A 25,186-nucleotide genomic window follows, 5' to 3' on the forward strand; every position below is an offset into this window, starting at 1 on the left:
AAATCATTCAGATCAGCGGCTGACCGCGCAGCTGTTCAAGCACTTTCAGCGGTGAACGCTGCGGATCCTGCATCTTATTCACCGGCAGCAGGAAGGTCTGTTCCAGCATAAACTGGCCGCCCATCGCGGCATGCGGCGTTTGATCAGAGAAGCAAATCCAGCTGCTGCCCGGCGGGAACGTCAGCGCCAGCTGCGGCCCCCGTTGCTGATAATCGCCGTCGGCCTTCATGGCGTCATGCAACTGCAGCATCAGGTGGTCATAATGGCTGCGGCGGGTTTTGGTGATGCGCACCTGGTGCTGCAGCCAACTGCCGAAGGCGGAGTAGCGAGCGAGACGCGGCATAAAGCGTGCCGCCAGCTCAGGGAACGGCTCGCCGACCCGCCATTGGCGATGCTCGCCGTGCGGGTTGATGTTGGTGAAAATGCGCAGAATGCGTTCGCCGTAGTTCGGGCGTGACGGGAAGGCGTCAACGTGCAGCCGGCTGTCGTCTTTGCGCCAGGAACTGGCCGCCCGCCAGGCGGAAACCGGATGTAAACGCAGGCTGCCGGTCGGGTGGTGCAGCGCCTCCTGATATTCGGGCAACAGCCCGGCGATCAGCTGGCGGCTGGATTGGTAATAGCGTTCCAGCAATTGCTGAACCTGCTGCCGGCGTTCCGCGGCGGCGACGCCGCTCAGCTTGCCGAACAGCGGCTGGTAGCTGATGTTTTTGCGCTTCGGGTCGACCAATGTCGGATCCAGCAGCGGCATTTCCTGTTCAGACAGGGTGAAGGCCAGTTCGGGCAGAAACAGCACCTTGCCCTGTTCCAGTTCGCTGACCGCGCTGGATGCTTCCGCTGCCGCCCATTGTCGCAACGACAGCGTCAGGACGGCCTGTTCGTGCATAATATCGCCAGTAGGCATGAGATCTCCTTGCAAATCTATATCGCTTTATTCCTGCTTTTCAGGTTGCCGCGTGATTGGCTGCACTGGCTTGCGCAGTGGCTGGCTGGAGCGGCGTCAGCAGGCCGCCCAATGGCAACGTGAAATTTGTAGGTTCTATTATGGCTGTATCAGCAGGGCGCAATGCGCCGAAGCGTGCGATGGCTTCCTGATAGATAGAATAATCCTGATAAGGGTATCACCGGCAATGCCAATGAAAAGTAAACGGGGTATAAACGAGGCGAGGTATAGGCACGAATAATCAAAAAAGGCACAAATTGCCTGCTGAATGGCGAATTTTATCTTATTGAATTGTAATGAAAATAAATATACTGCTTATTATTGCCGTTATTTTATTCAGAGTGCGGGGTAAACCGGTGAAATAATGTTTCGCGAGGGAACTACTTCATTTTTCCGGCGAATAAATCGGGCCGCCAAATTTTGGTGGCCCGATTATTGGTTAAGCGCCGTAAATGCAGTTTTTGCCTTTTTTCTTGGCCTGATACAACGCACTGTCCGCCTCATTGATAAAGCTGATCGGCGTATCGTTATACATATGCGGCACTTTGGCGCAGATGCCAATGCTGATGGTAACGATGCCGTGCGGGTTGCCCTGATGCGGAATTTTCAGATCGCGCACCGCGTTGATAACGCGCTCGGCGAAAATCAGTGCGCCTTGCACGTCGGTATCCGGCAGGATAATCCCCATCTCTTCGCCGCCGTAGCGCGCCAGGACGTCGTTGCTGCGGCAGGCCAACCCTTTGAGCGTTTGGCCGATCTGCTGCAGGCACTGGTCACCGGCGACGTGGCCGTAGCTGTCGTTGTACTGTTTGAAATAGTCGATATCCAGCATCAGCAGCGCCACGCTGCGGTAGTTGCGCGAAGCCCGCGCCAGCTCGTTCTTCAGCGCGATATCAAACTGGCGGCGGTTGGCCAGCCCGGTCAGGCCGTCCAGCAGCGCCAGCTCTTCGAGCATCTGGTTGATGCTGGTCAACTGATCGCGTGTGCGCATCAGCTCGGCTTCGGTTTGCATGCTGTGCTTGATTTGCCGCAGTAGCACCATGCCCATCGCCAACAGGATCATCAGCAGCGAGAGGCCGCCCGCGGCGAACAGACCGGCGTCGGTGCGCCAGTCCGCCAGCGCGTCGCGTTTCGACAACCCGGCGGCGATCACCAGCGGAAAGCGGTTGACCCGCGAATAGCCGTAGATGCGCTCCACTTTGTCGTACAGCGAGGTGATGGTGGCGTTGCCGAACTCCGAATGCGGTAAAATTTCGCTGAACAACACGCCCTTGGCGATATTTTTACCGATCGACGCCGCCGAGTAAGGGCGGCGGTAAAGGATGGTGCCGTCCGCCAGCAGCAGGTTCAGTGAGGCGTCGGTGTTGAGGGCGAAGCTGTCGTAAAACTGGCGGAAATAATCGACGTACAGCGTCGCCAGCACCACGCCGCCAAAGCTGCCGTCTGGGTTGTTGAAACGCCGCGAAACGGGAATGATCAGATCGCCGGTGGTGCGGCTGCGGATCACCTTGCCGATGTACAGGCCGCCGCCGTCGCGGTTTTGATGGTATTTGAAGTAATCGCGATCGGCGTTGTTGGCGTTCTTGATGAATTTGCCCGAGGAGGTCGCCAGCCAGCGGCCGCGCGCATCGTAGAGAAACAGCCCGTGCAGCTGCGGCAGGTTGCCGACCTGCGTCTGCATGACGCGCTGCAGCCGCGTCAGCTGCGATGGGCCCAACCCGTCGGTTTGGAGACGTTCGGTCAGATCGAGCAGGTTGCCGTCCACCTGCATGAAAGTATCGTCGGCATGCTGTGCCAGCGAGCGGGCGAGGTTGGCGGACTCATGCTCGGCGCTGCGCAGATCGCGCTGATGCGCGTTCCAGATTTGCCAGCTGTTAAAGAGGATCAGCGTGGCGGCAACGATGATGACAAACACGCCGGCCTGAAATAATAATGGGGAGCTTTTAGCGCTGCGCGCCGGCACGGCATCCTGTATGGGTTGCTGCTGAGTCATGTCACCCTTGTTGTTTGATTACTATTCAATTTGAGTTAAGAGCAATCTTATATTTTATGCATAAATGCGCCAGACCTCTAGCCCCTAACGTGGCGATAGCGAGAAAGGGCGTTTGCACCCCGTATCAGCGGCGGGGTGAACACTGCGGAGTGAAAGAGCCATGTCGGATTATATCATTATCACTTTACTGACGCTGGCGGTGTATTACCCCCTTACGCTGGGGACGCTGGCGGTGATGATGTACTTCGCCTGGCGGCGGCGCCGGTCGCCCTATTGGCGGTTGGGATTGGCGCTGTTGGCGCTGCTGTTCGTGCTGTTCGCCAAGGCGGCGTATGACTGGCACCGCTATGGCTAGCGGCGCCATGACGGGTTATTCGACGTTGATCATCCAGTTGACGCCGAATTTGTCGGTCAGCATGCCAAAGCCTTTGGCCCAAAAGGTGGCTTGGTAAGGCATCGTCACCTGGCCGCCCTGCGCCAGATTGTCGAACAGTTTGCGTCCTTGTTCCGCATCGCTGGGGTTCAGCGACAGCGAGAAGCCTTTATGAGAAGCGCCGCCGCCGTCATCTTGCGGGCAGCCGTCGGAGGCCATTAGTACGCCGTCGCCGATCAGCAGGCGCGCATGCATGATCGCCTCCGGATTGACGTCCTGCGGCCCGTCTTGCCGGGCTTCTTCGGGCATGTCTTTATAGCGCATGACCATTTCAATTTTGGCATTCAACTGCTGTTCGTAGAAGTTAATCGCTTGCTCACAGTTACCGCTGAAAAACAGATAGGGTTGTACCAGCATGACATTGACCTCGGTTGTGGCTCGACAGGCAACGACCGGCCCTCGGGCAGGAAGAAATGGTTGCTGGCGGCAATAATTGCCGTCGGTGACTTATTAGTGTAGTTCCCCTGGCGCAGAATGCTTGTGCGAGGTGAATGCGCCTTCGCCGCCGGCATGACGGGCGAAGGCGCAAGGGCGGTCAATACAGCGACGGCTCGCCGGCTGGGCGGGTTTTAAAGCGGCGGTGCAGCCACATGTACTGATCGGGGGCCAGCAGCACCTGTTCTTCCACCACGCGGTTCATCTTGGCCGCCGCGCGCGTTTCATCATCCAGCGGGAAGTCCGTCAACGGCGGCTGCACGATCAGCTCATAGCCCTGAGCATCTGGCAGGCGGCGCGGCACGAAAGGCACGATCGACGGCCGCCCCATGCGCGCCAGGATAAAGGTTCCGGTGGTCGTGGCGGCGTTTTCCACGGCGAAGAGCGGCGCGAACACGCTGCTTTGCGGGCCGTAATCGTGATCCGGCGCGTACCACAGGATTTCGCCCTGTTTCAGGTTGCGGATCATGCCTTTGATATCTTTACGATCGAGCATGAATTTATTCGAGCGCAGCCGGCCGCGTGTTTGTACCCACTCCATCAGCCTGTTGTTGTGCGGGCGATGCACGCCGATGCCGGGGTTTTGCATGCCGAAAATGCGCGCGCCCAGTTCCAGCGTCAGAAAATGCAGACCGATCAGCAGAACGCCTTTGCCGCCCTGACGCGCCAGCCGCATGTTTTCCATGCCGCTCACCTTGAACCAGCGGGCGATGCGCCAGTCGGGCCAGAACCAGGCCATGCCGACTTCGAACAGGCCCATACCGACGGACTCAAAATTTTTGACGATCAGCGCCTCGCGCTCGGCGGCGGGCATCGCGGGGAAGCAGAGCTCTAAATTGCGGCGCGCTATTTTTACCCGGCGTTTCATCAGGCGCATGGCTATTCTGCCAAGGCCGTGTCCGAGTCGATAAATGAGCGGGTAGGGCAGTAATACCAAGAGATAGAGTATTCCCAGCCCTATCCACAGCAACCAATAACGAGGGCGCAAGAATTCGCGCTCAAAGCGTTGGTTAGAAAGCATTTTTCCTGTGATTCCTTGTTTTTTCCAATGGGACCTTAACCCAAATTTTCATAGGGCGAATGGTAGAACATTCTGAGCTAAATAGGATTTTCCATTAATGCTTTTTTTACGCTTTAGCTAAGCGCAGGCGAAAAACGGGGAGAGATAGGATTTTTACCGAGGGAATGGCGGATATTTTCCGCTATTTCAAACGACTGGCGAAATTGAAAAATAAAGACACAATTAAGCGCATCGCAAAAGTGACAACTGCTATGTAACCTTAATGAAACAATAACGCGGCGGAACCGTCCCAAACGGCGGCCAGTGCGTACAGTAGCGCGAGAATCAGGACAAAAGGGGCATTGAACATCGGCGTTTCCTCCAGGAGGATTTGTTTAAAGTTTAGCCTCGCGAGATGACAGCAGGATGAAATTAGATCGTTTTTTGTACGGTGAAATTCAGACGGACGGAAATGGGTAAACCGCTGATTTTTTACTATAGTCATAGTGTGAAGTTATGCGTTTGTCGCCGTACGCCTCTGCATTGAGCGGCAGCGGGCAGGTTGCCCAGAGCAAGATCGTGGAGCGGACGGCGCCTGGCGCGAAACATGTGACGAGATTCTCAGAGGGTTGGTCTGTAAGGATTTGACATGTCATATGAAAATGACGATCTAAACGGTGTTGAGCAACCGAGCGACTACGTGAAAACCACCGCCTGCGAAGTGCGCAGCGGCGTAAAGGCAGCGCTCGAGCAATCATGTGCCTGCATCAAGGATAACCCTTGGGCGGGGATAGGCGCCGGCGCCGTCGTGGGCCTGGTAATAGGATTTCTGTTAGGCAAAAGGTAATAGGGAGAGTAAAGATGGGCATCATTTCCTGGATCATTTTTGGTTTAATCGCCGGTATCCTGGCCAAGTGGATTATGCCGGGCAAAGACGGCGGCGGCTTTATTGTGACCGTTATATTGGGGGTCGTGGGCGCCGTAGTCGGCGGCTATATCAGCACCTTCTTCGGTATGGGCCGCGTTGACGGTTTTAACCTGGGCAGCTTTGTGGTGGCAGTAATCGGCGCCCTGGTGGTGCTTTTTGTCTACAGGAAGATCAAAGGCTAAGCAGCCATTGCTCAACAGGGTCGCCGCGGCGGCCCTTTTTCGTGAAATCAATCCGGCGGCGCGGCGCAGTCCGCACTCGCTGAAAGGGGAATATCATGGGTCTGTTCGATAGCGTATTGGGTAACATTCTGGGCGGCGGCGCCAACGGCAAAGGCATCGACTACATCGCCATTATGCAGTGGGTCGAGCAACAAGGCGGCCTGCAGGCCATTTTGGACAAATTCCGTCAGGGGCAGTTCGGCGATATCGTCGGTTCCTGGCTCGGCAATGGCGAAAATCAGCCGATTACCGGCGATCACGTACAGCAGGCGTTGGGTAGCGACGCCATCAACCAACTGGCTGAAAAGCTGGGTATCGATCCGGCTCAGGCGTCCAGCACCATTGCACAGTTCTTGCCAACGGTCACCGATGCCGCCTCGCCAAACGGTGAAGTGCAGCAAGACAGCAACGAGCTGGGCGACATGGTCGGTAAACTGTTCAAATAATGATTAGGCTCCCGGCGTCTGGCCGGGGGCATTCACTCCGCTGATCCCCTCGATCTTCGTCAACGCCTGCTGCAGATGCGCCACCCAGGCGCGCACTTTCTCCGGAATAAAACGCAAGGCGGGATAGACCGCGTGCAGCGCCATGGGCGGATAGCGGTATTCCGGCAAAACGGGCACCAGCGCCCCCGTCGCCAGCTGTTCGGCGATTAAAGGCCGTTGAGCGCCGCCGATGCCGGCCCCAGCCTCAATGGCGGCCAGCAGGGATAGCGTATTGTTGGCGCGGAACGTGGGCCGCAGAGCAACCGTCTCGGGGCCGTGCGGGCCGAACAGGGTGAGCGTATCGCCGTCGTTCAGGCCGCTGTAACGAATGTGCGTATGTTTCGCCAACTCCGCCGGGGAACGCGGCGTGCCATGCCTGGCCAGATAGGCCGGTGACGCCACCAGCAGGCGTTGCAGCTCGCCCAAACGTTTCGCCACCATGCCGGGCGCATGCAGTTCACCGAAACGTAGCGCCACATCGATGCCTTCGCCGATCACGTCGGCGAGGCGATCGTCCAGCAGCAGCTCGATGGCGAGGTCCGGATGGCGCTGCTGGAAAGCGATGGCCAGCGGTGTGACGTGCAACTGCCCGAACCCGGTCGGGGCGTGAATGCGCAGATTGCCCTGCAACTGGTGGCGCTGGCCGTGCAACGCCTCTTCCGCTTCGTCGACCGCCGCCAGAATCGGTTTGAGGCGCTGATAATAACCGCTGCCGGCATCGGTCAGGGTGACCGCCCGGGTGCTGCGAAACAGCAGTTGGGCCCCCAGTTGCTGCTCCAGGCCGGCGATTTGCTGACTGACCGCCGGCTGCGTCAAACGCAGATCGCGAGCGGCGGCCGACAGGCTGCCCAGTTCCGCCACCCGCATAAAGGTTTTCATTGCGTTCAGTTTATCCATGTCGATCTTGCCTATAGATTTTTCTTATAAGTGTTAGTGCTAATTCGGCGCTACCGCAAGCATCGCTAATCAATAACACTCAGGGCATCAACAACCCGAGGAGTGGCAAGATGAATGCAAAGCGACAGGCATTGGTGATCGGCGCCAATGGCGTGATTGGGCGCCGATTGATTGAGGAGCTGACCGGCCAGGGCTGGCAAGTGGTGGGCGTTTCACGTCGGGGTGGGCAACCGGCGCCGGGGGTGCGCCACCTGCAGGTTGATCTGCTGGATGCGGCGGCGACGCGCGACGCGCTGCGGCCGCTGAGCGCGATTAGCCACGTTTTCTATGCCGCCTATCAGGATGCGCCGGACTGGGCGGGGCTGGTGGCGCCGAACCTGCAGATGTTGCAACACGTTGTCGAGGGGCTGGAGCCGGCCGCACCGGCGTTGGAGCACATCAGTCTGATGCAGGGCTATAAGGTGTATGGCGCGCATTTGGGGCCGTTTAAAACGCCGGCGCGCGAAAGCGACGCCGGGCATATGCCGCCGGAGTTTAACGTGGCGCAGCAACAGTATCTGGCGCAGCGGCAGGCCGGCAAGCGCTGGCGCTGGAGCGCCATTCGCCCGAGCGTGGTGGGGGGCTTCTCCCTAGGCAATCCGATGAATCTGGCGTTAAGCATCGCGGTTTACGCGTCGATCAGCAAAGCGCTCGGGTTGCCGCTGCGCTTCCCCGGTAAACCGGGCGCTTACCACAGCCTGCTGGAAATGACCGATGCCGGGCTGTTGGCGCGCGCCACGCTGTGGGCGGCGACCGAGCCGGCGGCGGCCAATCAGGCGTTTAATATCAACAACGGCGATCTGTTTCGCTGGAGCGAGATGTGGCCGAAAATCGCCGCTTACTTTGGGCTGGAATGTGCGCCGCCGCTGCCGATGCCGCTGGAAAGCATGATGGCGGACAAAGCGCCGCTGTGGCGCGAGCTGGTGCAGCGGCACCAATTGGCCGAACCGGACTATCGCGCGGTGGCCGGCTGGCGCTTCGCCGATTTCGTCTTTTCCTGGGACTATGACATGTTCGCGGACGGCAGCAAGGCGCGGCGCTTCGGTTTCCATCAGTTTGTCGAAACCGAAGCCATGTTTTTCTCGCTGTTCGATGAGTTCCGCCGTCGCGGCATCATCCCCTGAGCGTGGCATCGGTTTCCCCGCAGCACCGGCCGCGGGGAATGAGGTCAGAACGTCAGCATGATCTTGCCGATGTGCTCGCTGGACTCCATCAGCGCATGCGCGGCGGCGGCCTGCTCAAGCGGGAAGGTTTTAAAAATTTGCGGCTTCAGCACGCCGCGCTCCAGCAGCGGCCAAACCTTCTCGCGCAGCTCGGCGGCGATCTGCGCTTTGTCCGCCACGCTGCGCGAACGCAGCGTCGAACCGGTATGGGTCAGGCGTTTCAACAGCAGCGGCATCAGATTGAGCTCTTTCACCACGCCGTTTTGCGTGCCGATTTGCACGATGCGGCCTTCCATCGCCGCGGCCTGATAGTTTTTGGCTACATAATCGCCGGCGATCAGGTCGACGATAACGTCGGCGCCTTTACCGTTGGTGGCGTCTTTGGTGCGTGCGACAAAGTCTTCGCTGCGGTAATTAATCGCCACGTCGGCGCCCAGCGCCAGGCTGGCCTGTCGTTTCTCTTCGGAACCGACGGTGGTGATCACCTGAGCGCAGAAGGCCTTCGCCAGCATGGTGGCGACCGTGCCGATGCCGGAGGTGCCGCCATGGATCAACACGGTCTCGCCGGCCTTGAGGTGGCCGCGCTGGAACACGTTGACCCAGACGGTAAAGAAGGTTTCCGGCAGCGCGGCGGCCTCGGTCAGGCTCAGGCCCGCCGGAACGGGCAGCGCATTGCTTTCATGCACGGTGCAGTATTCGGCATAGCCGCCGCCGGCGATGAGGGCGCAAACCCGATCGCCGGGCGCGAAGCGGGTCACGCCTTCCCCGGTGGCCACCACTTCGCCAGCAATTTCCAGGCCGGGGATATCCGAGGCGCCGGGCGGCGGCGCATAGTTCCCCTGGCGCTGCAGCACGTCGGGGCGGTTAACGCCGGCGGCGGCGATTTTCACCAGAAGTTGGCCCGCTTGCGGAACCGGCACCGGGCGTTCAGCGACGACCAGAACCTCGGGGGCGCCCGGCTGGCTGATTTCAATCGCTTTCATCGTGCCGGGCAGCGCTGCATTTGTTGACATGGTCACTCTCCTCATCGTGGCGGACGTGGCTATCGGGCGAAACGTCCGCAATAAAGTCTGCTGTTAGCTTAGCGAAATCGAATGAGGCGCGCGTGGTCGAATAGAGCGGTTTTGCGAGGAAGGGGCGAAGCCGCCGCGATGGGCGGCAGGGCATCAATCGTTAGGGGGGATGCGGAACCCTTTCAACGAGACGATGAAGTGGTCTTTTCCTTTGGAGATCTTGGCGCCTTTATCGCACCACAGGCTGGCAAGCTGGAAGAAGTCGTCGCTGCCGATATCGTAGGCCAGTTCGATTTTCTTGGCGGTGCCGGCGCGGATGAGTTTTTCTGCTTCCTGATGGTTTGCAGCTTTAATTATGGTCATGGGCGAAATCCTTGGTGTTAAGCCAGAGCGGATAAACGCGAATTATCATATGGCCATAGTGTGACAATTTTGTGATGAAAGCATGACAGCCCGCGAAGGCGCGGCGTGCGTTGTGCCGGGCCTTCGCGGTGAAAGCGCGTTGTCGGTTACCGATCGTACGGGCGGATGAGTGTGCTTTTTTTCTGAGATTTTAAATGTTTATAGAGGGCGAAGCCCGCAATGCCGGCCAAGACGGCCAGGAGGGCAAGGGATCCTGTGGCCATGAACGTTACCTCCGAATAAGAATGGCAAGGAGGCGTATTTGTGACATTGATCACTCTGCGGGGCAATGAGAGCAATCTGTAATCGGGAAGACGCTGTGAGGGCGAGGCAAAAAAAAGCGCCTATAGGGAGGCGCATAAAGATTTGCAACACAGCTTGTTGTGTTCAACACCAGGAGGAGTGGTGAACTGACGCTATTCTATGCAGCGGCAAAGGCGGCTGATATAGGTATTACTCCGAAAGCGCCGCTACCACTCATAGCCCAACTGAATGTTGTAATCGGGATCCTGATTGGTGGAATAAGGATCGGACTGGCGGCGGCGATCGGTTTTCTTCACCGGGCCTTCATACGCGGGATAAGGTTTGGCGCGTGGTTTGCTGCAGCCTGGATGATCGCACTCGATATCGACGCGAAAACCGCTTTTATCTCTCGCCTCTGCCCAGGCAATCGGCGGTTTTTCCGCTTTGGGGGCCGGCCCCGGCTCCGGCGCAGTTTTGGGGGCGGGGGTGATGCTGGGTTCAGGCGGATGATAATTCAGCTCCAGCGCGCCCAACGGGGCGCTGCAAGCGGCAAAGGCCAGCAGAATGGCACTGGCGGCCGGCAATGTAAGCCATCTCGGCATGGTGACTCTCCCTGAATGATTTCGTCAGGCAACTATAAAACAGCAGAACGAGAATTACTATCATTTGCCTTGGGCGTTACGGGCGAGCCAGGCGGCGATTCCATCGGCAGACGGGGTCAAATCCTGTGCGTTTAGCCGAGATTAGCGCCCCATCGCGGCGAAAAAGGTTGCTATTGCCGCGCGCTCGTGAGTTAATGATGTCGGCCTGTGGTACAGACCTATTTATGCACGACATTTTGAGTAAAGTAGTTCAAATTTAAAGCGTTATCCCGGATAGCCCTTCTCTGACGAATTTCCTTTCCAGTGCCTCCATAAGTAACTGATGACCGGCTACCTCGCCCATGGCGGCTTACATTTATTATTGAAGGAATTAGACATGTCTAACATGATCAAAGGTCAAGTGAAGTGGTTCAACGAAGCTAAAGGTTTTGGTTTCATCACCCCAGCAGACGGCAGCAAAGACGTATTCGTACACTTCTCTGCTATCCAGGATCAAGGCTTCAAGACCCTGGCTGAAGGCCAGAACGTACAGTTCTCTATCGAGAACGGTGCGAAAGGTCCATCTGCGGCTAACGTTACCGCTATCTAATTGGCGCCTGGCGCTGATTGAAAAAAACCCGCTGCGGCGGGTTTTTTTGTGTCTGAAATTCGGCGGTGCGAAAAAAAGCCCGCAAGTCTGCGGGCAAAAGTTCCTTGTTACTTCTTCATTTGCGAGCGCTTCTCTGGGGGGAAACGCCTGAAGACAGGCTACGCGAGACCGGCTTAAGATTCTGCGGCCAAACCGTTAAGAAAGTGAAAATCCAGGCGGCTGCTACGCTGATAGCAGAGGCCGGCAGGGCTAGGGTGATGTCCATCGCCCTCGGTTTTGTAATACACTGACGGCAATCGCAAATAATGGGGAATGGTATGCAGGTTAACGATCGAGTGACGGTAAAAACAGACGGCGGCCCGCGGCGTGAAGGCATCATTTTGGCCGTAGAGGTGTTCAACGAAGGCACTATGTATCTGGTTTCTCTTGACGACTACCCGGCGGGCGTATGGTTTTTTAATGAAATCGACAGCCGTGACGGCACGTTTGTGGAGCCCTGTCGCGAGCATGGGCAGTAACTTCGGCTAATCTCATTAATTTGCTAATGAAATTGTCCGTTTTGAGATTATTTCATAGCGGTAAGATTCTTTTTATCGATGACAAAAAAATACCCGTTGCGCTAGCGGGGGATAACGCAGCAGGTATTCTTTTAAGGGCGCCAGCATCTGATATCCAGATGACATTATCACCAGGTATTTAACGGCTGGCAAAACAGAGTGGGGGCCTTCTCTGTGGTTTAACGGCTATTGACAAATATTCCACTGGTCAAGGTATCGGTCAGACGAACAACGTGGTAAATGATCTGCTTGTTGTGCGTCTTTATTTTCCGCTTGATGTTTCCTTTGTGGGAAGAGACCGTTTTGGCCTTTATTTGCATCTGGTCTGATATCTGGATGGTGCCTTGACCGGACATCCACATGCGTAACATGTTCGATTCGGTCTGGCTCAGCGTTACCGGCGTTTGATCCAGAGAGGATTTCTCCGCCCGTAGGGACGTTCTCTCGAGATAGTGACTAAGTAGCTGATTCATAGTCTCTGGTTTGATGGATTTTGACGATATGATGACGTTCTTGCGAACATATAAATAATCGTCGAAATGTACGTTGGTAATGGCCATGAAGATGAAGAATAACGTATCCGGGTGCAGTGAAATCACCCGTTTTATTCGCTCGGTGGCGTTCGCTTCGTGGATGAAGCAGTCCTCGTTAATAAACACCAGGCTGGGATTCAACTTGCTGCATTTTTCGTGCAGGCTGTCAATGTCCTCGATGGCATTAATATGGCGTTTCTTCACGCCATGCGAAGTCAGATAGTCGGTTAATCCCAATCTGGTATAGCTACATGAATCCATGATGATCGTTGGCATATCGCACCCCCACTTAAATCCGTTTTACTGCGGTAATATGAGAAAAAGCCTAAAAAGCCGAAAGGCAAAATGGAGCAATAATTCAGTGTAGCGAGTGTTCTATCAATAAACACGACGTCACTCAATGATATTTTCATACTAAACTTATTAATTGCATGAATCTATAAGTTTGGCTTAAGTCAGGGCGATCTGCTGTTCGTCCAGCTTCGGCATGTTGAGCCTGATTTGCGCTTGGCGCCCGAGCCTGTCTGCATTGCTTGCCGTGAATCTGTTCATCATGTCACGAAACAAAATTTTAGTTTGCTAGGAAAAGTCTTAAAAAAAATTCATGTGTCGTTTTTTTGAGGTCTTTTAGCGTGTTTCTTGAGCGGTGAAAAAACACTCGCACTGAGTGCTTTGGATTTTTACATATAAAAATCATTATCTTGCGGTGTTTTTTGCTTTTCGCGCAAATGATAAACACGCCTTTTTTTATCATAACAACAAACAGAAGTTAACATTCTGGCTGGAATGTGTAGCTTAATTGTTGCTATAAATCACCGTTTTACAATGAGTTATCTGGATATTTATTTCACATGAAATAGTTTTCGTGAATGTTTAACGGTGATTGAGTGATTTTTCTAAACTATCATCCTGCTGCCCGATCCCCGGGGAGGAATGGCAGGTCGGAGTTGTCTCTGGCCCGCGTTGGTTTTAACTTGCCTCTCCACCTTTCAAAAAACAGGATGCCGCGGTGAGACGGAATCAGTATGGGCAGCCGATAGGTGAAGCCCTCCCTCATTGGCAGCCGGCAGGCATGCCCGGCCACACGCCACTGCAAGGGCGGTTTTGCCGCCTGGAACCGCTTAACCTCGAGCGATGGGGGGAGGCGCTTTATCAGGCTTATCAAACCGCCGAGGACGATCGCGACTGGACCTATCTGTTTTGGGAACGCCCGCAGTCGCGCGCAGACTTCCAGCGTTATCTCCAGGCGCAGGCGTCCAGCGCAGACAGAAACACGATGGTGGTGATCGATCGGGCGAACGGGCGCGCGGTAGGAACCTGCGCTTTTTTGCGCATCGATCCCGCCAACGGCGTGGCCGAACTGGGCACCATCAACTGGTCGCCGCTGATGAAGCGCAGTGCGCTGGGCAGCGAGGCGATCTTCCTGATGCTGCGGCACCTGTTCGACGATCTTGGTTACCGGCGTTGCGAATGGAAATGCGATAGCCTCAATCTGCCTTCACGCCAGGCCGCCGAGCGCCTGGGGTTCCGCTATGAAGGCACGTTCCGCCAGGCCGTCGTCGTCAAAGGACGCACGCGAGACACCGACTGGCTGTCTATCGTCGACGGAGAATGGCCGGCGCGGCGGGCGGCGTTTGCCGCCTGGCTATCGCCGGATAACATCGGCGATGACGGGCGGCAAGCACGGCAATTGCAGGCCTTCCGACGCGAGTAATGCGCCGCGTGCATTAGGCCGTTTCCGCCAGGCAATGGCGCAGCGAGTCCAGCGCCAGCCTGATGTCCTGTTCCTCCGTCATCCAGTTGACCAGCGCGGCGCGGATCCCCGGCTGATGGTGATAGCTCGTCGGGGTGCAACGCACCACGCCGTGCCGGTTAAGGCGATCGAGAAAGCGATCGCGCGCCGCTTCGCTGTCGCCCTGCGGGTGACTGAGCGCGAAGCACACCACGTTCAAATTCACCGGCGCCAGCAGATGGAAGCCGTCGTCGGCCGCTAACGCCGCGCCCAGCGCCTGCGCCAATCGGACGTTGCGCTCGACGATATCCCGTATGCCGCTGCGGCCATAGGCTTTCAGCGTCAGCCAAAGCGGCAGGGCGCGAAAGCGGCGCGAATTTTCCGGCGTCAGGTGCAGATAGTTGTCCGGCCGCGGCGTCGGCGCTTCCAGGTAAGCCGAATGGTTCTGAAATACCTGCATCTGCAGATCCAGGTGGCGGGTAAATTGGATCGCGCTGTCATAAGGCACGTTCAGCCATTTGTGCGCATCGACGGTGATGGAATCGGCATGCTGCCAGCCCTCGAGCCTTGGGGCGTATAGCGGCGAGCAGGCCGCTACGCCGCCGAATGCCGCATCGACATGCAGCCAGAACGGGTAGCGCTCCCGCAGCGCCAGCAGACGCGGCAGATCGTCGAAAGCGACGGTGTTGACCGTGCCGGCGCTGGCCAGCACCAGCGTTGGCTGGCCTGCGCCGGCGGCGAGCTGTCGCTCCAGCGCCGCCATATCCATGGCTTCTGAGTCCGGCAGGCTGGCGACGGTCGTCAGCGCGTCGCGGCCGATGCCGAGCATGCTGAGCGCCTTCACGCTGCTGGAATGCGGGTTGGCTGCCAGCACCCGGACGGGGCCGAGCGCCGCCAGGCCCTGTTGGGCGATATCCACGCCGTGCTGTTGCCCCAGCCACTGCCGGCCAATGGCCAGCCCGGCGAAATTGGCCATGGTGGCGCCGCTGACCAGGCTGCCGCTGAACGCTTCCGGCAGGCCCAGCAGGGATTTCAACTGCGTCACCGCGGCCAGCTCGATCGCCGCGGCGATCGTATCATGGCTAAGTTGGCTATTTTGGTCTGTCACGCTAACCAGCCAGTCTGCCGCGACCGCTGCCGGCGTGCCCCCGCCGGTGACGAAGCCAAAATAACGCGGGCCGGCGCTGGCGGAAATGCCCGCCTGATAACGTTGCCAAAAGTCATCCAGCGCCGCCAGGGCGCCTTCGCCGTTTTCCGCCAGCCGATCGTCACCGGGTTGCAGCTGCTGTTGCGCGAGCGGTGGGCAGACCGAGCGCTGCTGCAGCCCGGCCAGAAAATCTTCCGCCAACTGGCGGGTGTGGTCGAGGATCTGCGGAAACTGTGCAAGATCCTGTTGTAAACGTGGGTGCATGGCGGCTCCGAAAGCGTCAGGGATGATGGGGTAAACATAGAACATTTGCCTGCGGGCCAAAATCGATGAAAAATAGCCTTTTTGGCTAGCCTGGTTAACCAATGATGAATGAACGTCTCCCGCTGCATGTCTTGCCGACCTTTGCTATCGCCGCCAGGTTGGAGAATTTGCGCGCCACGGCGCAGCAGGTGCATTTGACGCATGGCGCGGTCAGTCAGCAAATTCAGCTGCTGGAGCAGGCGGTGGGCTACCCGCTGTTTGAACGGCGCGGGCGCGGTGTGCGCCTGAATGCCGCCGGGAAAGAGTTGCTGGCGGCGGTAGAGCCGGCGCTGCAGGCGCTGCAGCAGGGCGTCGCCCGCGCCCGGCGCTCGGCGGCGAGCCAGACGCTGCGCATCAGCGTGCTGCCGTCTTTTGCCCATTACTGGCTGTTGCCGCGTTTGCCGGCATTTCATGCAGCCTGCGCCGATATTGCGCTGGATATCGATGCCTCGCTGGCGTTGCAGGATCTGTCGCAGCGCGGGTTCGATGCGGCGATCCGCATCGGCAGCGGCCAGTGGGCGGGGCTGCAGGCGCAGCGCATCGCGTCGGGCGACGTGCTGCCGGTCGCCTCGCCGGATATGACGCGGCAGTGGGGAACGGCATTCGAGAACGGCGGCGACGTTCCCTTGCTGGAGCACGACGTCAGCCCGTGGCGCGACTGGTTCAATGCGCAAGGGCGCTCGCGGTGCGGGCGGCAACAGGCGGTGTTCAACGATGCCGGGTTGTTGATTCGCGCCGCGGAGCAGGGGTTCGGCATCGCGCTGGCGAAAAAGCTGCTGGTGCAGGATGCGATCGACGCGGGGCGGCTGGTGGCGCTGGCTGCGCCCTGTCGCCTGAGCGAGGACGACGTTTATCTGGTGTGGCCGCAGACCGCCGGGCTGACGCCGGCGGTCACACGCTTGCTGCAATGGCTGCAGCAACAGTTGGCGGCGGTTTAACGGCGCAGCCACTCCGGCTGTGAGGTGCCGAGCGTGGTCGCCGGCAACGCCCATTGCAGCGCCGTGCCCTGCAGGCTTAACGGGGCGCGCAGGCGTTGCGCGGCGCCCCAGTAAGTCAGTTCCGTTTCCGGGTTCTCGTCGGCGGTTCCGGCCGGCGCCAGCGGCTCCGGCCGATAATCTGCCGAACAGGGATGCGCCAGCAGCAGTTGCGCAGTGCGCGCCAGCGACAGCCGCGCGTGGTAGCCGGTGCCACGGCTCAGGCGCTGCGCCATACCGGTCAGCACCGCCGCCGCCATCAAATAGCCGGTGGCGTGGTCCAGCGCCTGTACCGGCAGCGGCACCGGCAAACTGGCGCTGCGCCAAACCATGCCCGCCTCCGCCAGCCCGCAGCTCATTTGCACCAGACTGTCGAAACCGCGCCGGGTGCGCCACGGTCCGCTCCAGCCGTAGGCATTCAGGCAGACGTCTATCAGACCCGGCGCCAGCGCGCGCCTTTCCTCCGCGCCATAGCCCAACTTCTCCAGCGCACCGGCACGGTAGCCGTGCACGATCACGTCGGCGTTCCTCAGCAGATGTTCAAACGTGTGGCGATCGTGCGCATTGGTCAGGTTGAGGCGCGCGCTGCGTTTGCCCAGCATTACCTCGTGCTCGACGCCGGGCTCATCCCAACCGTAGGGATCGATGCGCAGCACGTCGGCGCCCAAACCGGCGAGAAAACGGGTGGCGATCGGCCCGGCGAGAATGCGCGTCAGATCCAGCACCCGCACGCCGTGCAGCGGCCGGGCGACGGGCAACGTCCAGCCCGGCGGCGGTGCTTCCGGCTGCAGCGAGGCGTGGATCAGCGGTTCGAGCGCCACGCTCTTGCCCTGAATATGTTGTCGCCACGCGGCCGCCGAGCGCATTTGGGCCGCGCAGCCGCCGGCCTCGATCACCGCTTCCTCCAGCTCGTTTTTTTTCCAGCCCAGCACGCGTTCCGCCAGCGCGCCTTTGTCCGATGCCGCGCCCAGCACCTGTTCCACCGCCCGCCGATGGTGCGGTGCATTGGTGTGCAGGCGTATCCAGCCGTCCGCCGTCGCGTAGTCGCCGGCCAGGGCGTCCCAGGCGGCAGGCAGCGTCCAACCCAGCGGGCGCAGCGTCCAGCCGAACCAGAGCGAGGCCAGGCGTTGATCGATCCAGACCTGCGGCGCATCGGCTGCCTCGCGGCGAAGCAACTCGGCGCAGGCCAAACCGGCGGCGCTCCAGGCGGCGGTAGCCAATTCGGTCACGGGAAAAGCCGAAGGCAATGCGCCGGTACCGCTTACGGTTAACCGGTCGCAGGGCGCGGGGCGTTGCCCCAGGCTTTGCCAAATCTCGTCGAGCAGAGTGTGGATCAGAGGCGTCATCAGCCACTCCTTGCGGGTCGTCGGAAATATAGCCTAGCGTAGCCCATCGCCGGCGACCTTGCTAAGGCGCAACGTCGAACGTGCGGCCGTCGGCCAGTTTGGCGCGCAGGCTGTGGGCCGCTACGCCGGCGAACGGCTGCGCGCTGAAGTTGGCGGTCAGCGTCGAACCGTCGCTGAAGGTCGTCTGCTGCACCCAGCCGTCCCGATCGAGCCAGCGGAAGTCGGTCAGCGCTTTGTCCCAGAGAGCCTGATGCAACGGCCGGAAGGCGGCGTCGGCGCGTTTGATCGCCGGCAGGCGGGCCGCCAGGGTGGCGCGGCTCAGATGGAACATCGGCGCGGTGTTGTACAGCTGGCTAAGCAGACTGCGGGTGGTCTGAACGTCGCTGAACTTCAGATTGTCGTAATTCCAGTGGTGGCTGCTGACGATCGCATCGTGGAAAACGGCCTGGTACAGCGGCAGGCGATAACGCGGATCGAATTCGACGGTGCGGTAGGGCTGCTTCACCTTGGCGGGGCGGAAGAAAAACGCCGGTTGAGCGTTGGGCCACCAGGCGCCGAGATAATAGGGCGAGGATTTATCCTGATTCATCTGCTTGTCGCCCCAGCCGAATCCCCAGGTTTCCATGCCGTGGGCGAACATCAGGCTGCGGGCGGTTACCGCATTGCCGTCCTCCGAGCCGAGCGGCAGCTTAAGGGTGGCGCTGAACCAGGCCAGCCGGGCGTTGCGCGCCTCGGCCATCTGCGCCGCGCCGGTCGGGTGGCCGGGCTGATAGTCGTCGGAGACCATGCCGGTGCCGTCCACGTCGAGGAACAGGCTGTTCAACCCGGCCAGTTGCACCAGCTCGCGCATGCGCCGTTGAGAATAGGGCAGGACGCAGCCCGGATTGAGGTAGTAACCCTGTTTGCCGAAGCCGGGTTTCTTGCTGCCGTCGGCGCGCACGATGGCGCAACTTTCCCGCAGCGCCGTCGGCAGTTGCGCGGTGAGCCAGCTGTCGTTCACGCCGCGCGCAATGGCGGTATCGTAGGAGTCGTAGCTGGCGATCAGATAGCCGGCCGCTTTGGCTGCGCCCACCGCCTGCGGGTGCAGGAAGGCGGCGGTCCAGTTATCGGTGCCTAACCACAGGCGCGGCAAGCCGGCCTGGCGCAGCGCGTCGATCACCGGTTCGGCCAGCCCTTGCCCCCAACGGTCCGCCGGGGTTAGCCAGCGCCCCAGCTCTCGCTGCGCCCGCTCCCGCACTGCAGCGGCCTGGCGCTGCTGCGCCTGCAGAAAGTCGGCGTCATCCGGCGTGGCGCCCAGCGGAATTTGCGCCGTCAACGCCTGGTTGATGCCGTCGATCAGGGGCTGTTGCTGCCAGCCCTCCGGCGTTTTGCCCGCCAGCTGCAGCAGGAGCTTTCTGCTCTCGGCATCCATCCGCTGCCGCAGCGCTTCGGCGGCGGGAGAGGCGAGGTAGTGCAGCAACCCCGGCCAATCTTTGACATCTTCCGCCGCCAGCAGTTTGTCCCCCCACAGGTAGACATGGGTGGCGCCGATCAGCTTTTCGCCTTCGGGCGCCTGCTTTATCTTCTCGCGCAGGCTGCTGAACTGGCCGTTCTGTTGCAAATAGTCGCGATAGCGGCGGGCGCCGGACAGCGGCGTGTCACCGACGTGCAGCAGCACCTCGAATGCCTGTTGCTGATTGAAGCGGTTGAACTGATGCCCGGCGCGCATCTCCAGCTTTTCCTGCGCCGAGGCGAAGGTGACCCGGTTGCTGAACGGCGTCAACATCAGCCAGCTGTAGACCTTGTCCTGGTATTGCTGGCTCCACAGCGGCAGCTTCAGATCCCAGTTGGTATCCAGCGGCGTCATTTCCGCCGTCAGGTAATGGCGCCAGACGGCGTTGTCGAGCGGAATGCGGCTGCCTTCGCCGATCGGCAACAGCAGCGTTTCTGTTTGTGGCGGCAGGCGATACCAGTTCAGAAGCTGTGGCCGGTCGCTGCTGAAGCTCAGGCGCAGATCGCCGCCTTCCAGACGGGCGCTAACCTTGACCGCGCTCTGCGGCCAGCGCCAGCTGGCGCGTTGTGGCGACGCGGTGAGATCTTCCACCTGTTGCGCGGGCTGCGCCAGATTGACCGGCACAGCGCCGGCGGCAATGCGCAGCGTGGCGGGATCGAGTTCAAACTGCGCGTCGCCTTGCTGCAGCAGCAGGGCATCGGCGGGAAAGCTGACGAGCAGCGCGAGCGCGAGCGGGGAAAGCCGGTGTTTCATCGGGGGCGTCCTTGAAAGATGAAGGGGAGCAGTTTACTGATAAGCGCACTGGCGCCCAACGTTGTCGCTGCCGATTTGTGACATCGAAATATCATCGCGGTATTTCAGTTTATTTTTCGTTTAATAAATTAGCCTTTACTTCATTACCCGACGTCACTATACTCAGCCAAAATTTCAGTGGAGAAACCCAATTGGACAGTTGTAGTTGTAATAAAACAAATAAGGCAAGCTGACCAATTCTCTTCTGATTTGTTGCTTGCCGTTATCGGCGGGCAGCACCCCTCTCCAGTTATTCCTGAGCTGTGCATACCCGAATAAAAAACGTTTCCTGAGGCCTGATGGTTTCAGGTGAATTGAGTTGGACGTTATTATGGTATTCTGCAGCCACAGCCTTTTCCCTCCAGGCACAGTACGCTGATTCGCTGATTTATTTTCGGCGCGATTTTGCGTGTGCTAAACAGCACATGATTTTATCTCCTGAGGTTAATTAAGGGGACAGTCATGGCTATGACTCCTTTCGTTTTAAATTTATTGCTGGCGATGTGCCTGGGCGCGGTAATTGGCGCCGAGCGCCAGTGGCGCCAACGCATGGCCGGCCTGCGCACCAATGCGCTGGTGGCGACCGGCGCGGCGGTCTTTATTCTCAGTTCCATGTCCACCGATCCGGCCAGCGCCGGCCGCGTGGCTGCGCAGATCGTATCCGGTATCGGCTTCCTCGGCGCCGGCGTTATCATGCGTGAAGGGCTGAACATTCGCGGCCTCAACACCGCCGCCACGCTGTGGTGTTCGGCGGGGATCGGCGTACTGTGCGGCCTGGGCCAGCATTGGGATGCGGTGGTCGCCACGCTGGTGATCCTGTGCGCCAATATCCTGCTGCGCGAGGCCGCCCAGCGCATCAATCTGCAGCCGCACCAGCAGGCGACCGACCTGGAACTGTGCTATCGCATTCAGGTGACCTGTGGCGAGCAGGATGAAATTCTGGTGCGTACCCTCATTCTGCAGGCGCTGAACGGCGTCGCCTTGCGGCTGCAATCTTTGCGCAGCGCCGATATTTCCAGCCCGGGGCAATTGGAAGTGTGCGCGGAAATTACCGCCACGCCGGCCGCACAAAAAGAAATTGAGGGTATTGTCTGCCGCGTCAGCCTGGAAAAAAGCGTGAGCGCCGTTCGCTGGCGCGTTGCGTCTGAATTACCGGTCTGAGTAATGATATAAATATTTATTAACTTGATTATATGTTCGTGTTTATTCAGGTAGGCCTGAATAACGCGGGCATTAAGGAGGCGTTATGGATGATGACCCCGGAAGGGAAATGATTCTTGCGTGGCTGACAGGGTAATCACGCTATTCAGCCACGCTAATTAAAAAATTCCACTCTGCGCAGAGTCACCTGTTTATCGGGCGGGATATCCCTGTGCGCAGAACGAAAATAAGAGAATAGCGTTATGACTCAGATTAATGAAAGAACGCGTCGCCGTGATAAAGACGCGGTGACCTACGCCATTGCGGAAGAAGCGACCAACAGCATCGCCCAAACGCTGGCGAACCTGAAGTGCAACCGCAACGGTTTGACTCAGGACGACGCCGATGAGCGGCTGGAGCAGTTCGGCGCCAATCAGGTCGCCCACGACAAGGCGCCGCATGCCTTGATCCAGCTGATCAAGGCTTTCAACAACCCGTTTATCTTCGTGCTGATGGTGCTGGCTGCGATCAGTTTCTTTACCGATTATTGGCTGCCGCGCCAGAGCGGTGAAGAAACTGAACTCACCGGCGTCATTATCATTCTCATCATGGTCACGCTGAGCGGGCTGCTGCGTTTCTGGCAGGAATACCGCACCAACAAAGCGGCGGAAGCGCTGAAGTCGATGGTGCGCACCACCGCCACGGTGCTGCGCCGCAGCAGCTACAGCGCGCATCCGCTGACGCTGGAAGTGCCGATCCGCGAACTGGTGCCGGGGGATATCATTCAGCTCTCCGCCGGCGACATGGTGCCGGCCGACGTGCGCCTTATCGCCTCGCGCGATCTGTTCATCAGCCAGGCGATTTTGACCGGCGAAGCGATCCCTATCGAAAAATACGATGCCATGGGCAGCGTGGCGCAGAAGTCGAGCGAAGGGGAAGTGTCCAGCGAGAACGCGCTGCTTGAGCTCTCCAACGTCTGCCTGATGGGCACCAACGTCGCCAGCGGCACCGCCACGGCGGTGGTGGTGGCGACCGGCGGGCGCACCTACTTCGGCTCGTTGGCCAAGTCCATCGTCGGTTCGCGGGCGCAAACCGCGTTCGATCGCGGGGTGAACAGCGTCAGCTGGCTGCTGATTCGCTTCATGCTGGTGATGGTGCCGGTGGTGTTGCTGATCAACGGTTTCACCAAAGGCGACTGGAGCGAGGCGGCGCTGTTCGCACTGGCGGTGGCGGTCGGCCTGACGCCGGAAATGCTGCCGATGATCGTCAGCTCCAACCTGGCGAAAGGGGCGATCGCCATGTCGCGCCGCAAGGTGGTGGTGAAGCGCCTGAACGCCATTCAGAACTTCGGCGCCATGGACGTGCTCTGCACCGACAAGACCGGCACGCTGACCCAGGACCGCATCATTCTCGAGCACCATATCGACGTCAACGGCGCCAGGGATAACGAGGTGCTGCACCTGGCCTGGCTGAACAGCTTCCATCAGAGCGGCATGAAGAACCTGATGGATCAGGCGGTGATCCGCTTCGGGCGCGGCAAACCGGGGATCGAAGCCCTGGGGCGTTTCAGCAAGGTGGATGAGCTGCCGTTCGATTTCGTGCGCCGCCGCTTGTCGATCGTGGTGGCGGACGAAAATGGCAAGCAGCAGCTGATCTGTAAGGGCGCGGTAGAGGAGATGCTGGAGATCGCCACTCACGTGCGTGAAGGCGACAAGACGCTGGAACTGGACGACGCGCGCCGTGCGGCGCTGCAGGCGCTGGCCCGCGAGTATAACGAAGACGGTTTCCGCGTGCTGGTGCTGGCGACGCGCGAGCTGGATGCGCAACGCCCGGCCGACCCGCTGAGCGTGGCCGACGAGCGCGACATGGTGGTGCAAGGGTTGCTGACCTTCCTCGATCCGCCGAAGGAGAGCGCGCAGCAGGCGATCGCCGCACTGCAGGAAAACGGCGTGACGGTGAAGGTGCTGACCGGCGACAACCCGGTGATCACCTGCAAGATTTGCCGCGACGTCGGGCTGGAGCCGGGTGAACCGCTCTCCGGGCTGCAGATTGAACAGATGGATGATGAAACGCTGGCGCGCGAAGTGGAGCAGCGCACGGTCTTCACCAAGCTGACGCCGCTGCAAAAATCGCGGGTGCTGAAAATGCTGCAGGCCAACGGCCATACCGTCGGCTTCCTCGGTGACGGCATCAACGATGCGCCGGCGCTGCGCGATGCCGACGTCGGCATTTCGGTCGACACCGGCACCGACATCGCCAAGGAGTCGGCGGACATCATCCTGTTGGAAAAGAACCTGATGGTGCTGGAAGAGGGGGTGATCAAAGGGCGCGAGACCTTCGGCAATATCATCAAGTACCTGAACATGACCGCCAGCTCCAACTTCGGCAACGTGTTCTCGGTGCTGGTGGCCAGCGCCTTCATTCCGTTCCTGCCGATGTTGGCGATCCACCTGTTGATTCAAAACCTGATGTACGATATTTCCCAGCTGTCGCTGCCGTGGGACAAGATGGACAAAGAGTTCCTGCGCAAGCCGCGCAAGTGGGACTCCAAAAACATCGGGCGCTTTATGCTGTGGATTGGGCCGACCTCGTCAATCTTCGATATCACGACGTATGCGCTGATGTGGTACGTGTTCGCCGCCAACAGCGTGGAACACCAGGCGCTGTTCCAGTCCGGCTGGTTCATTGAGGGGCTGCTGTCGCAAACGCTGGTGGTGCATATGCTGCGCACCCAGAAGATCCCGTTCATTCAGAGCACCGCGGCGCTGCCGGTATTGCTGACCACCGGGTTGGTGATGGCGCTCGGCATCTACATTCCGTTCTCGCCGCTCGGCGCCCTGGTTGGCCTGCAGCCGCTGCCGTGGGAATACTTCCCGTGGTTGGCCGCTACGTTGGTCAGCTACTGCGTGGTCGCGCAGTTGATGAAGCGTTTCTACATCCGCCGCTTCGGCGAGTGGCTGTAAGCCGCCTCGGCGTTCACTCCGGGGGCGAAATTTTTCGCCCCCGCTCCGCTACAGCAGTTTGTTGACCAGCAGGCCGAGCATGATGGTCAGCGTGAAGGAAAACAGCGTGCCGAGCAGCACATACTCGGTGCGCATCTTATCGTCGCTCTGGCGCAGATCGCCGAAACGGAAGATAGATTTGGCCGCCAGCAAAAAGCCGATCGCCGGGATTTGCCCCAGCAGCACAAAGGTCAGGATCAGCGTTCTCTCCAGATAGCCAATCTGTTTGCCCGCGCGCAGCAGCGAGTCGTTGTCGGCCTTGGCCGAAGGCGGCATTTGCGGCGTCCAGTGCGCCAGCAGTTGCCCGATCAGCAGGCTCATCGGCAGATAAATCAGGCTGTAGGCCACCAGCACCAGGCCGGTTTGCCAACGCCCCAGTTGCCGCCCCAGCGCGGCGAGCAGTTCACCGGCATTCGGCGTCAGCCCCAGCCACAGCAAGGCGATTACCGCCAGATGCAATCCCTGATCGAGCAGGAAACTGCGGGCCGGGCTCAGGCGGTTCATCGCGGTGACCTTCAGTAAATCGATCAGGTAGTGGCTGACGGCGATGATCAGCAGGCTGGCCAGCACCTGAAGTGAAGAAAGCCCGCCGTGCAGCAGGCCGAAACCGGCCACCACCCAGGCGGCCAGCACCCCGTGCAGCAACGCGTGCAACACCAGAAAACGTGAACGCGCGCGATGCTGGATTTTATCTTCCACCCAACTCAGCGGCTGCAGCGGAAAATCCGCCAGCAGATGGACGAGCAACAGCCAGGCCAGCAAAGGCGCATAGGTCAGATCCATAG

The 25,186-nt window shown here is 59.4% G+C and carries 24 protein-coding genes; 11 read left to right on the forward strand and 13 right to left on the reverse strand.

Features of this window, described 5'->3' with window-relative positions:
• Positions 1-7 precede the first annotated feature (7 nt).
• Both ACJ8MK_RS13650 and ACJ8MK_RS13655 read right to left on the reverse strand, forming a co-directional pair.
• Positions 8-901, reverse strand: a complete 894-nt coding sequence (locus tag ACJ8MK_RS13650; RefSeq protein WP_442517825.1) for a Kdo hydroxylase family protein — start codon at positions 899-901, stop codon at positions 8-10.
• A gap of 478 nt (positions 902-1,379) precedes the next feature.
• A complete protein-coding gene (locus ACJ8MK_RS13655; RefSeq protein WP_049197260.1) occupies positions 1,380-2,933 on the reverse strand; it encodes a sensor domain-containing diguanylate cyclase in 1,554 nt (517 codons plus the stop codon).
• A gap of 160 nt (positions 2,934-3,093) precedes the next feature.
• On the opposite strand from ACJ8MK_RS13655, the gene ACJ8MK_RS13660 reads away from it, so the two are divergent.
• On the forward strand, positions 3,094-3,288 hold the full coding sequence (locus tag ACJ8MK_RS13660; protein WP_033635090.1) for a hypothetical protein: 195 nt from the start codon (positions 3,094-3,096) through the stop codon (positions 3,286-3,288).
• 15 nt (positions 3,289-3,303) lie between these two features.
• Here ACJ8MK_RS13660 and yjdN read toward each other — a convergent pair whose 3' ends face one another.
• Both yjdN and ACJ8MK_RS13670 read right to left on the reverse strand, forming a co-directional pair.
• Positions 3,304-3,723, reverse strand: coding sequence for a VOC family metalloprotein YjdN (gene yjdN, locus ACJ8MK_RS13665; protein ID WP_033635089.1), 420 nt, complete (start codon positions 3,721-3,723; stop codon positions 3,304-3,306).
• Positions 3,724-3,901: 178 nt separating this feature from the next.
• Positions 3,902-4,822, reverse strand: coding sequence for a Kdo(2)-lipid IV(A) acyltransferase (locus ACJ8MK_RS13670; RefSeq protein ID WP_033635088.1), 921 nt, complete (start codon positions 4,820-4,822; stop codon positions 3,902-3,904).
• A 628-nt stretch (positions 4,823-5,450) separates the two neighbouring features.
• On the opposite strand from ACJ8MK_RS13670, the gene ACJ8MK_RS13675 reads away from it, so the two are divergent.
• From ACJ8MK_RS13675 to ACJ8MK_RS13685, 3 genes are all read left to right on the forward strand, one after another.
• Positions 5,451-5,648 carry a DUF883 family protein gene (locus tag ACJ8MK_RS13675; RefSeq protein WP_033635087.1) on the forward strand — a complete coding sequence of 66 codons (198 nt, stop codon included), beginning with the start codon at positions 5,451-5,453 and terminating at the stop codon, positions 5,646-5,648.
• A gap of 14 nt (positions 5,649-5,662) precedes the next feature.
• Positions 5,663-5,911, forward strand: a complete 249-nt coding sequence (locus ACJ8MK_RS13680) for a GlsB/YeaQ/YmgE family stress response membrane protein (protein ID WP_033635086.1) — start codon at positions 5,663-5,665, stop codon at positions 5,909-5,911.
• A 95-nt stretch (positions 5,912-6,006) separates the two neighbouring features.
• The gene (locus ACJ8MK_RS13685) at positions 6,007-6,396 is read left to right on the forward strand and encodes a YidB family protein (protein ID WP_033635085.1); all 390 of its coding nucleotides are present in this window, start codon (positions 6,007-6,009) and stop codon (positions 6,394-6,396) included.
• A gap of 3 nt (positions 6,397-6,399) precedes the next feature.
• On the opposite strand, the gene ACJ8MK_RS13690 is transcribed toward ACJ8MK_RS13685, so the two are convergent.
• Entirely contained in the window at positions 6,400-7,332 is a 933-nt protein-coding gene (locus ACJ8MK_RS13690; protein WP_060451662.1) for a LysR family transcriptional regulator, read from the reverse strand.
• Positions 7,333-7,442: 110 nt separating this feature from the next.
• Here ACJ8MK_RS13690 and ACJ8MK_RS13695 point away from each other — a divergent pair, with 110 nt between their 5' ends.
• Entirely contained in the window at positions 7,443-8,495 is a 1,053-nt protein-coding gene (locus ACJ8MK_RS13695; RefSeq protein WP_033653584.1) for an SDR family oxidoreductase, read from the forward strand.
• A 44-nt stretch (positions 8,496-8,539) separates the two neighbouring features.
• Here ACJ8MK_RS13695 and ACJ8MK_RS13700 read toward each other — a convergent pair whose 3' ends face one another.
• The 3 genes from ACJ8MK_RS13700 to ACJ8MK_RS13710 all read right to left on the reverse strand — a co-directional run bounded on the left by ACJ8MK_RS13700 (position 8,540) and on the right by ACJ8MK_RS13710 (position 10,794).
• On the reverse strand, positions 8,540-9,547 hold the full coding sequence (locus ACJ8MK_RS13700) for an NAD(P)H-quinone oxidoreductase (RefSeq protein ID WP_033647848.1): 1,008 nt from the start codon (positions 9,545-9,547) through the stop codon (positions 8,540-8,542).
• A 153-nt stretch (positions 9,548-9,700) separates the two neighbouring features.
• A complete protein-coding gene (locus tag ACJ8MK_RS13705; protein ID WP_033647847.1) occupies positions 9,701-9,910 on the reverse strand; it encodes a hypothetical protein in 210 nt (69 codons plus the stop codon).
• A gap of 509 nt (positions 9,911-10,419) precedes the next feature.
• Positions 10,420-10,794: a hypothetical protein gene (locus tag ACJ8MK_RS13710; RefSeq protein WP_039565400.1), complete on the reverse strand. Its 375-nt coding sequence runs from the start codon at positions 10,792-10,794 to the stop codon at positions 10,420-10,422.
• A gap of 376 nt (positions 10,795-11,170) precedes the next feature.
• Between ACJ8MK_RS13710 and cspE the strand changes: the two genes are divergently transcribed.
• The gene (gene cspE / locus ACJ8MK_RS13715; RefSeq protein ID WP_004935122.1) at positions 11,171-11,383 is read left to right on the forward strand and encodes a transcription antiterminator/RNA stability regulator CspE; all 213 of its coding nucleotides are present in this window, start codon (positions 11,171-11,173) and stop codon (positions 11,381-11,383) included.
• A 317-nt stretch (positions 11,384-11,700) separates the two neighbouring features.
• Complete coding sequence (gene dsrB / locus ACJ8MK_RS13720) at positions 11,701-11,901, forward strand: protein DsrB (RefSeq protein WP_033635079.1); 201 nt, start codon at positions 11,701-11,703, stop codon at positions 11,899-11,901.
• Between the two features lie 218 nt (positions 11,902-12,119).
• Here the strand turns inward: dsrB and rcsA are convergent, their stop codons facing one another.
• Positions 12,120-12,749 carry a transcriptional regulator RcsA gene (gene rcsA / locus ACJ8MK_RS13725; protein ID WP_033635078.1) on the reverse strand — a complete coding sequence of 210 codons (630 nt, stop codon included), beginning with the start codon at positions 12,747-12,749 and terminating at the stop codon, positions 12,120-12,122.
• A 796-nt stretch (positions 12,750-13,545) separates the two neighbouring features.
• On the opposite strand from rcsA, the gene ACJ8MK_RS13730 reads away from it, so the two are divergent.
• Complete coding sequence (locus ACJ8MK_RS13730) at positions 13,546-14,187, forward strand: GNAT family N-acetyltransferase (RefSeq protein WP_080289899.1); 642 nt, start codon at positions 13,546-13,548, stop codon at positions 14,185-14,187.
• Positions 14,188-14,200: 13 nt separating this feature from the next.
• Here ACJ8MK_RS13730 and ACJ8MK_RS13735 read toward each other — a convergent pair whose 3' ends face one another.
• Complete coding sequence (locus ACJ8MK_RS13735) at positions 14,201-15,616, reverse strand: pyridoxal phosphate-dependent decarboxylase family protein (RefSeq protein ID WP_103798399.1); 1,416 nt, start codon at positions 15,614-15,616, stop codon at positions 14,201-14,203.
• 101 nt (positions 15,617-15,717) lie between these two features.
• Here ACJ8MK_RS13735 and ACJ8MK_RS13740 point away from each other — a divergent pair, with 101 nt between their 5' ends.
• Positions 15,718-16,593: a LysR substrate-binding domain-containing protein gene (locus ACJ8MK_RS13740; protein ID WP_101427092.1), complete on the forward strand. Its 876-nt coding sequence runs from the start codon at positions 15,718-15,720 to the stop codon at positions 16,591-16,593.
• Here ACJ8MK_RS13740 and ACJ8MK_RS13745 read toward each other — a convergent pair.
• Positions 16,590-17,975: a CoA transferase gene (locus tag ACJ8MK_RS13745; protein ID WP_130042934.1), complete on the reverse strand. Its 1,386-nt coding sequence runs from the start codon at positions 17,973-17,975 to the stop codon at positions 16,590-16,592. The genes ACJ8MK_RS13740 and ACJ8MK_RS13745 overlap by 4 nt on opposite strands.
• 61 nt (positions 17,976-18,036) lie before the next feature.
• Positions 18,037-20,220 (reverse strand): glycoside hydrolase, encoded by a 2,184-nt coding sequence (locus ACJ8MK_RS13750; RefSeq protein WP_442517826.1) that lies wholly within the window; start codon positions 20,218-20,220, stop codon positions 18,037-18,039.
• 501 nt (positions 20,221-20,721) lie between these two features.
• On the opposite strand from ACJ8MK_RS13750, the gene ACJ8MK_RS13755 reads away from it, so the two are divergent.
• Positions 20,722-21,420 (forward strand): MgtC family protein, encoded by a 699-nt coding sequence (locus ACJ8MK_RS13755; protein WP_025303346.1) that lies wholly within the window; start codon positions 20,722-20,724, stop codon positions 21,418-21,420.
• A 242-nt stretch (positions 21,421-21,662) separates the two neighbouring features.
• A complete protein-coding gene (gene mgtA / locus ACJ8MK_RS13760) occupies positions 21,663-24,362 on the forward strand; it encodes a magnesium-translocating P-type ATPase (protein WP_033653591.1) in 2,700 nt (899 codons plus the stop codon).
• A gap of 48 nt (positions 24,363-24,410) precedes the next feature.
• Here mgtA and ACJ8MK_RS13765 read toward each other — a convergent pair whose 3' ends face one another.
• A complete protein-coding gene (locus tag ACJ8MK_RS13765; RefSeq protein ID WP_033635070.1) occupies positions 24,411-25,184 on the reverse strand; it encodes a DUF3307 domain-containing protein in 774 nt (257 codons plus the stop codon).
• Positions 25,185-25,186 lie beyond the last annotated feature (2 nt).

The organism is Serratia sp. CY38905, assembly GCF_052168875.1.
Classification (GTDB): Bacteria; Pseudomonadota; Gammaproteobacteria; order Enterobacterales; family Enterobacteriaceae; genus Serratia; species Serratia sarumanii.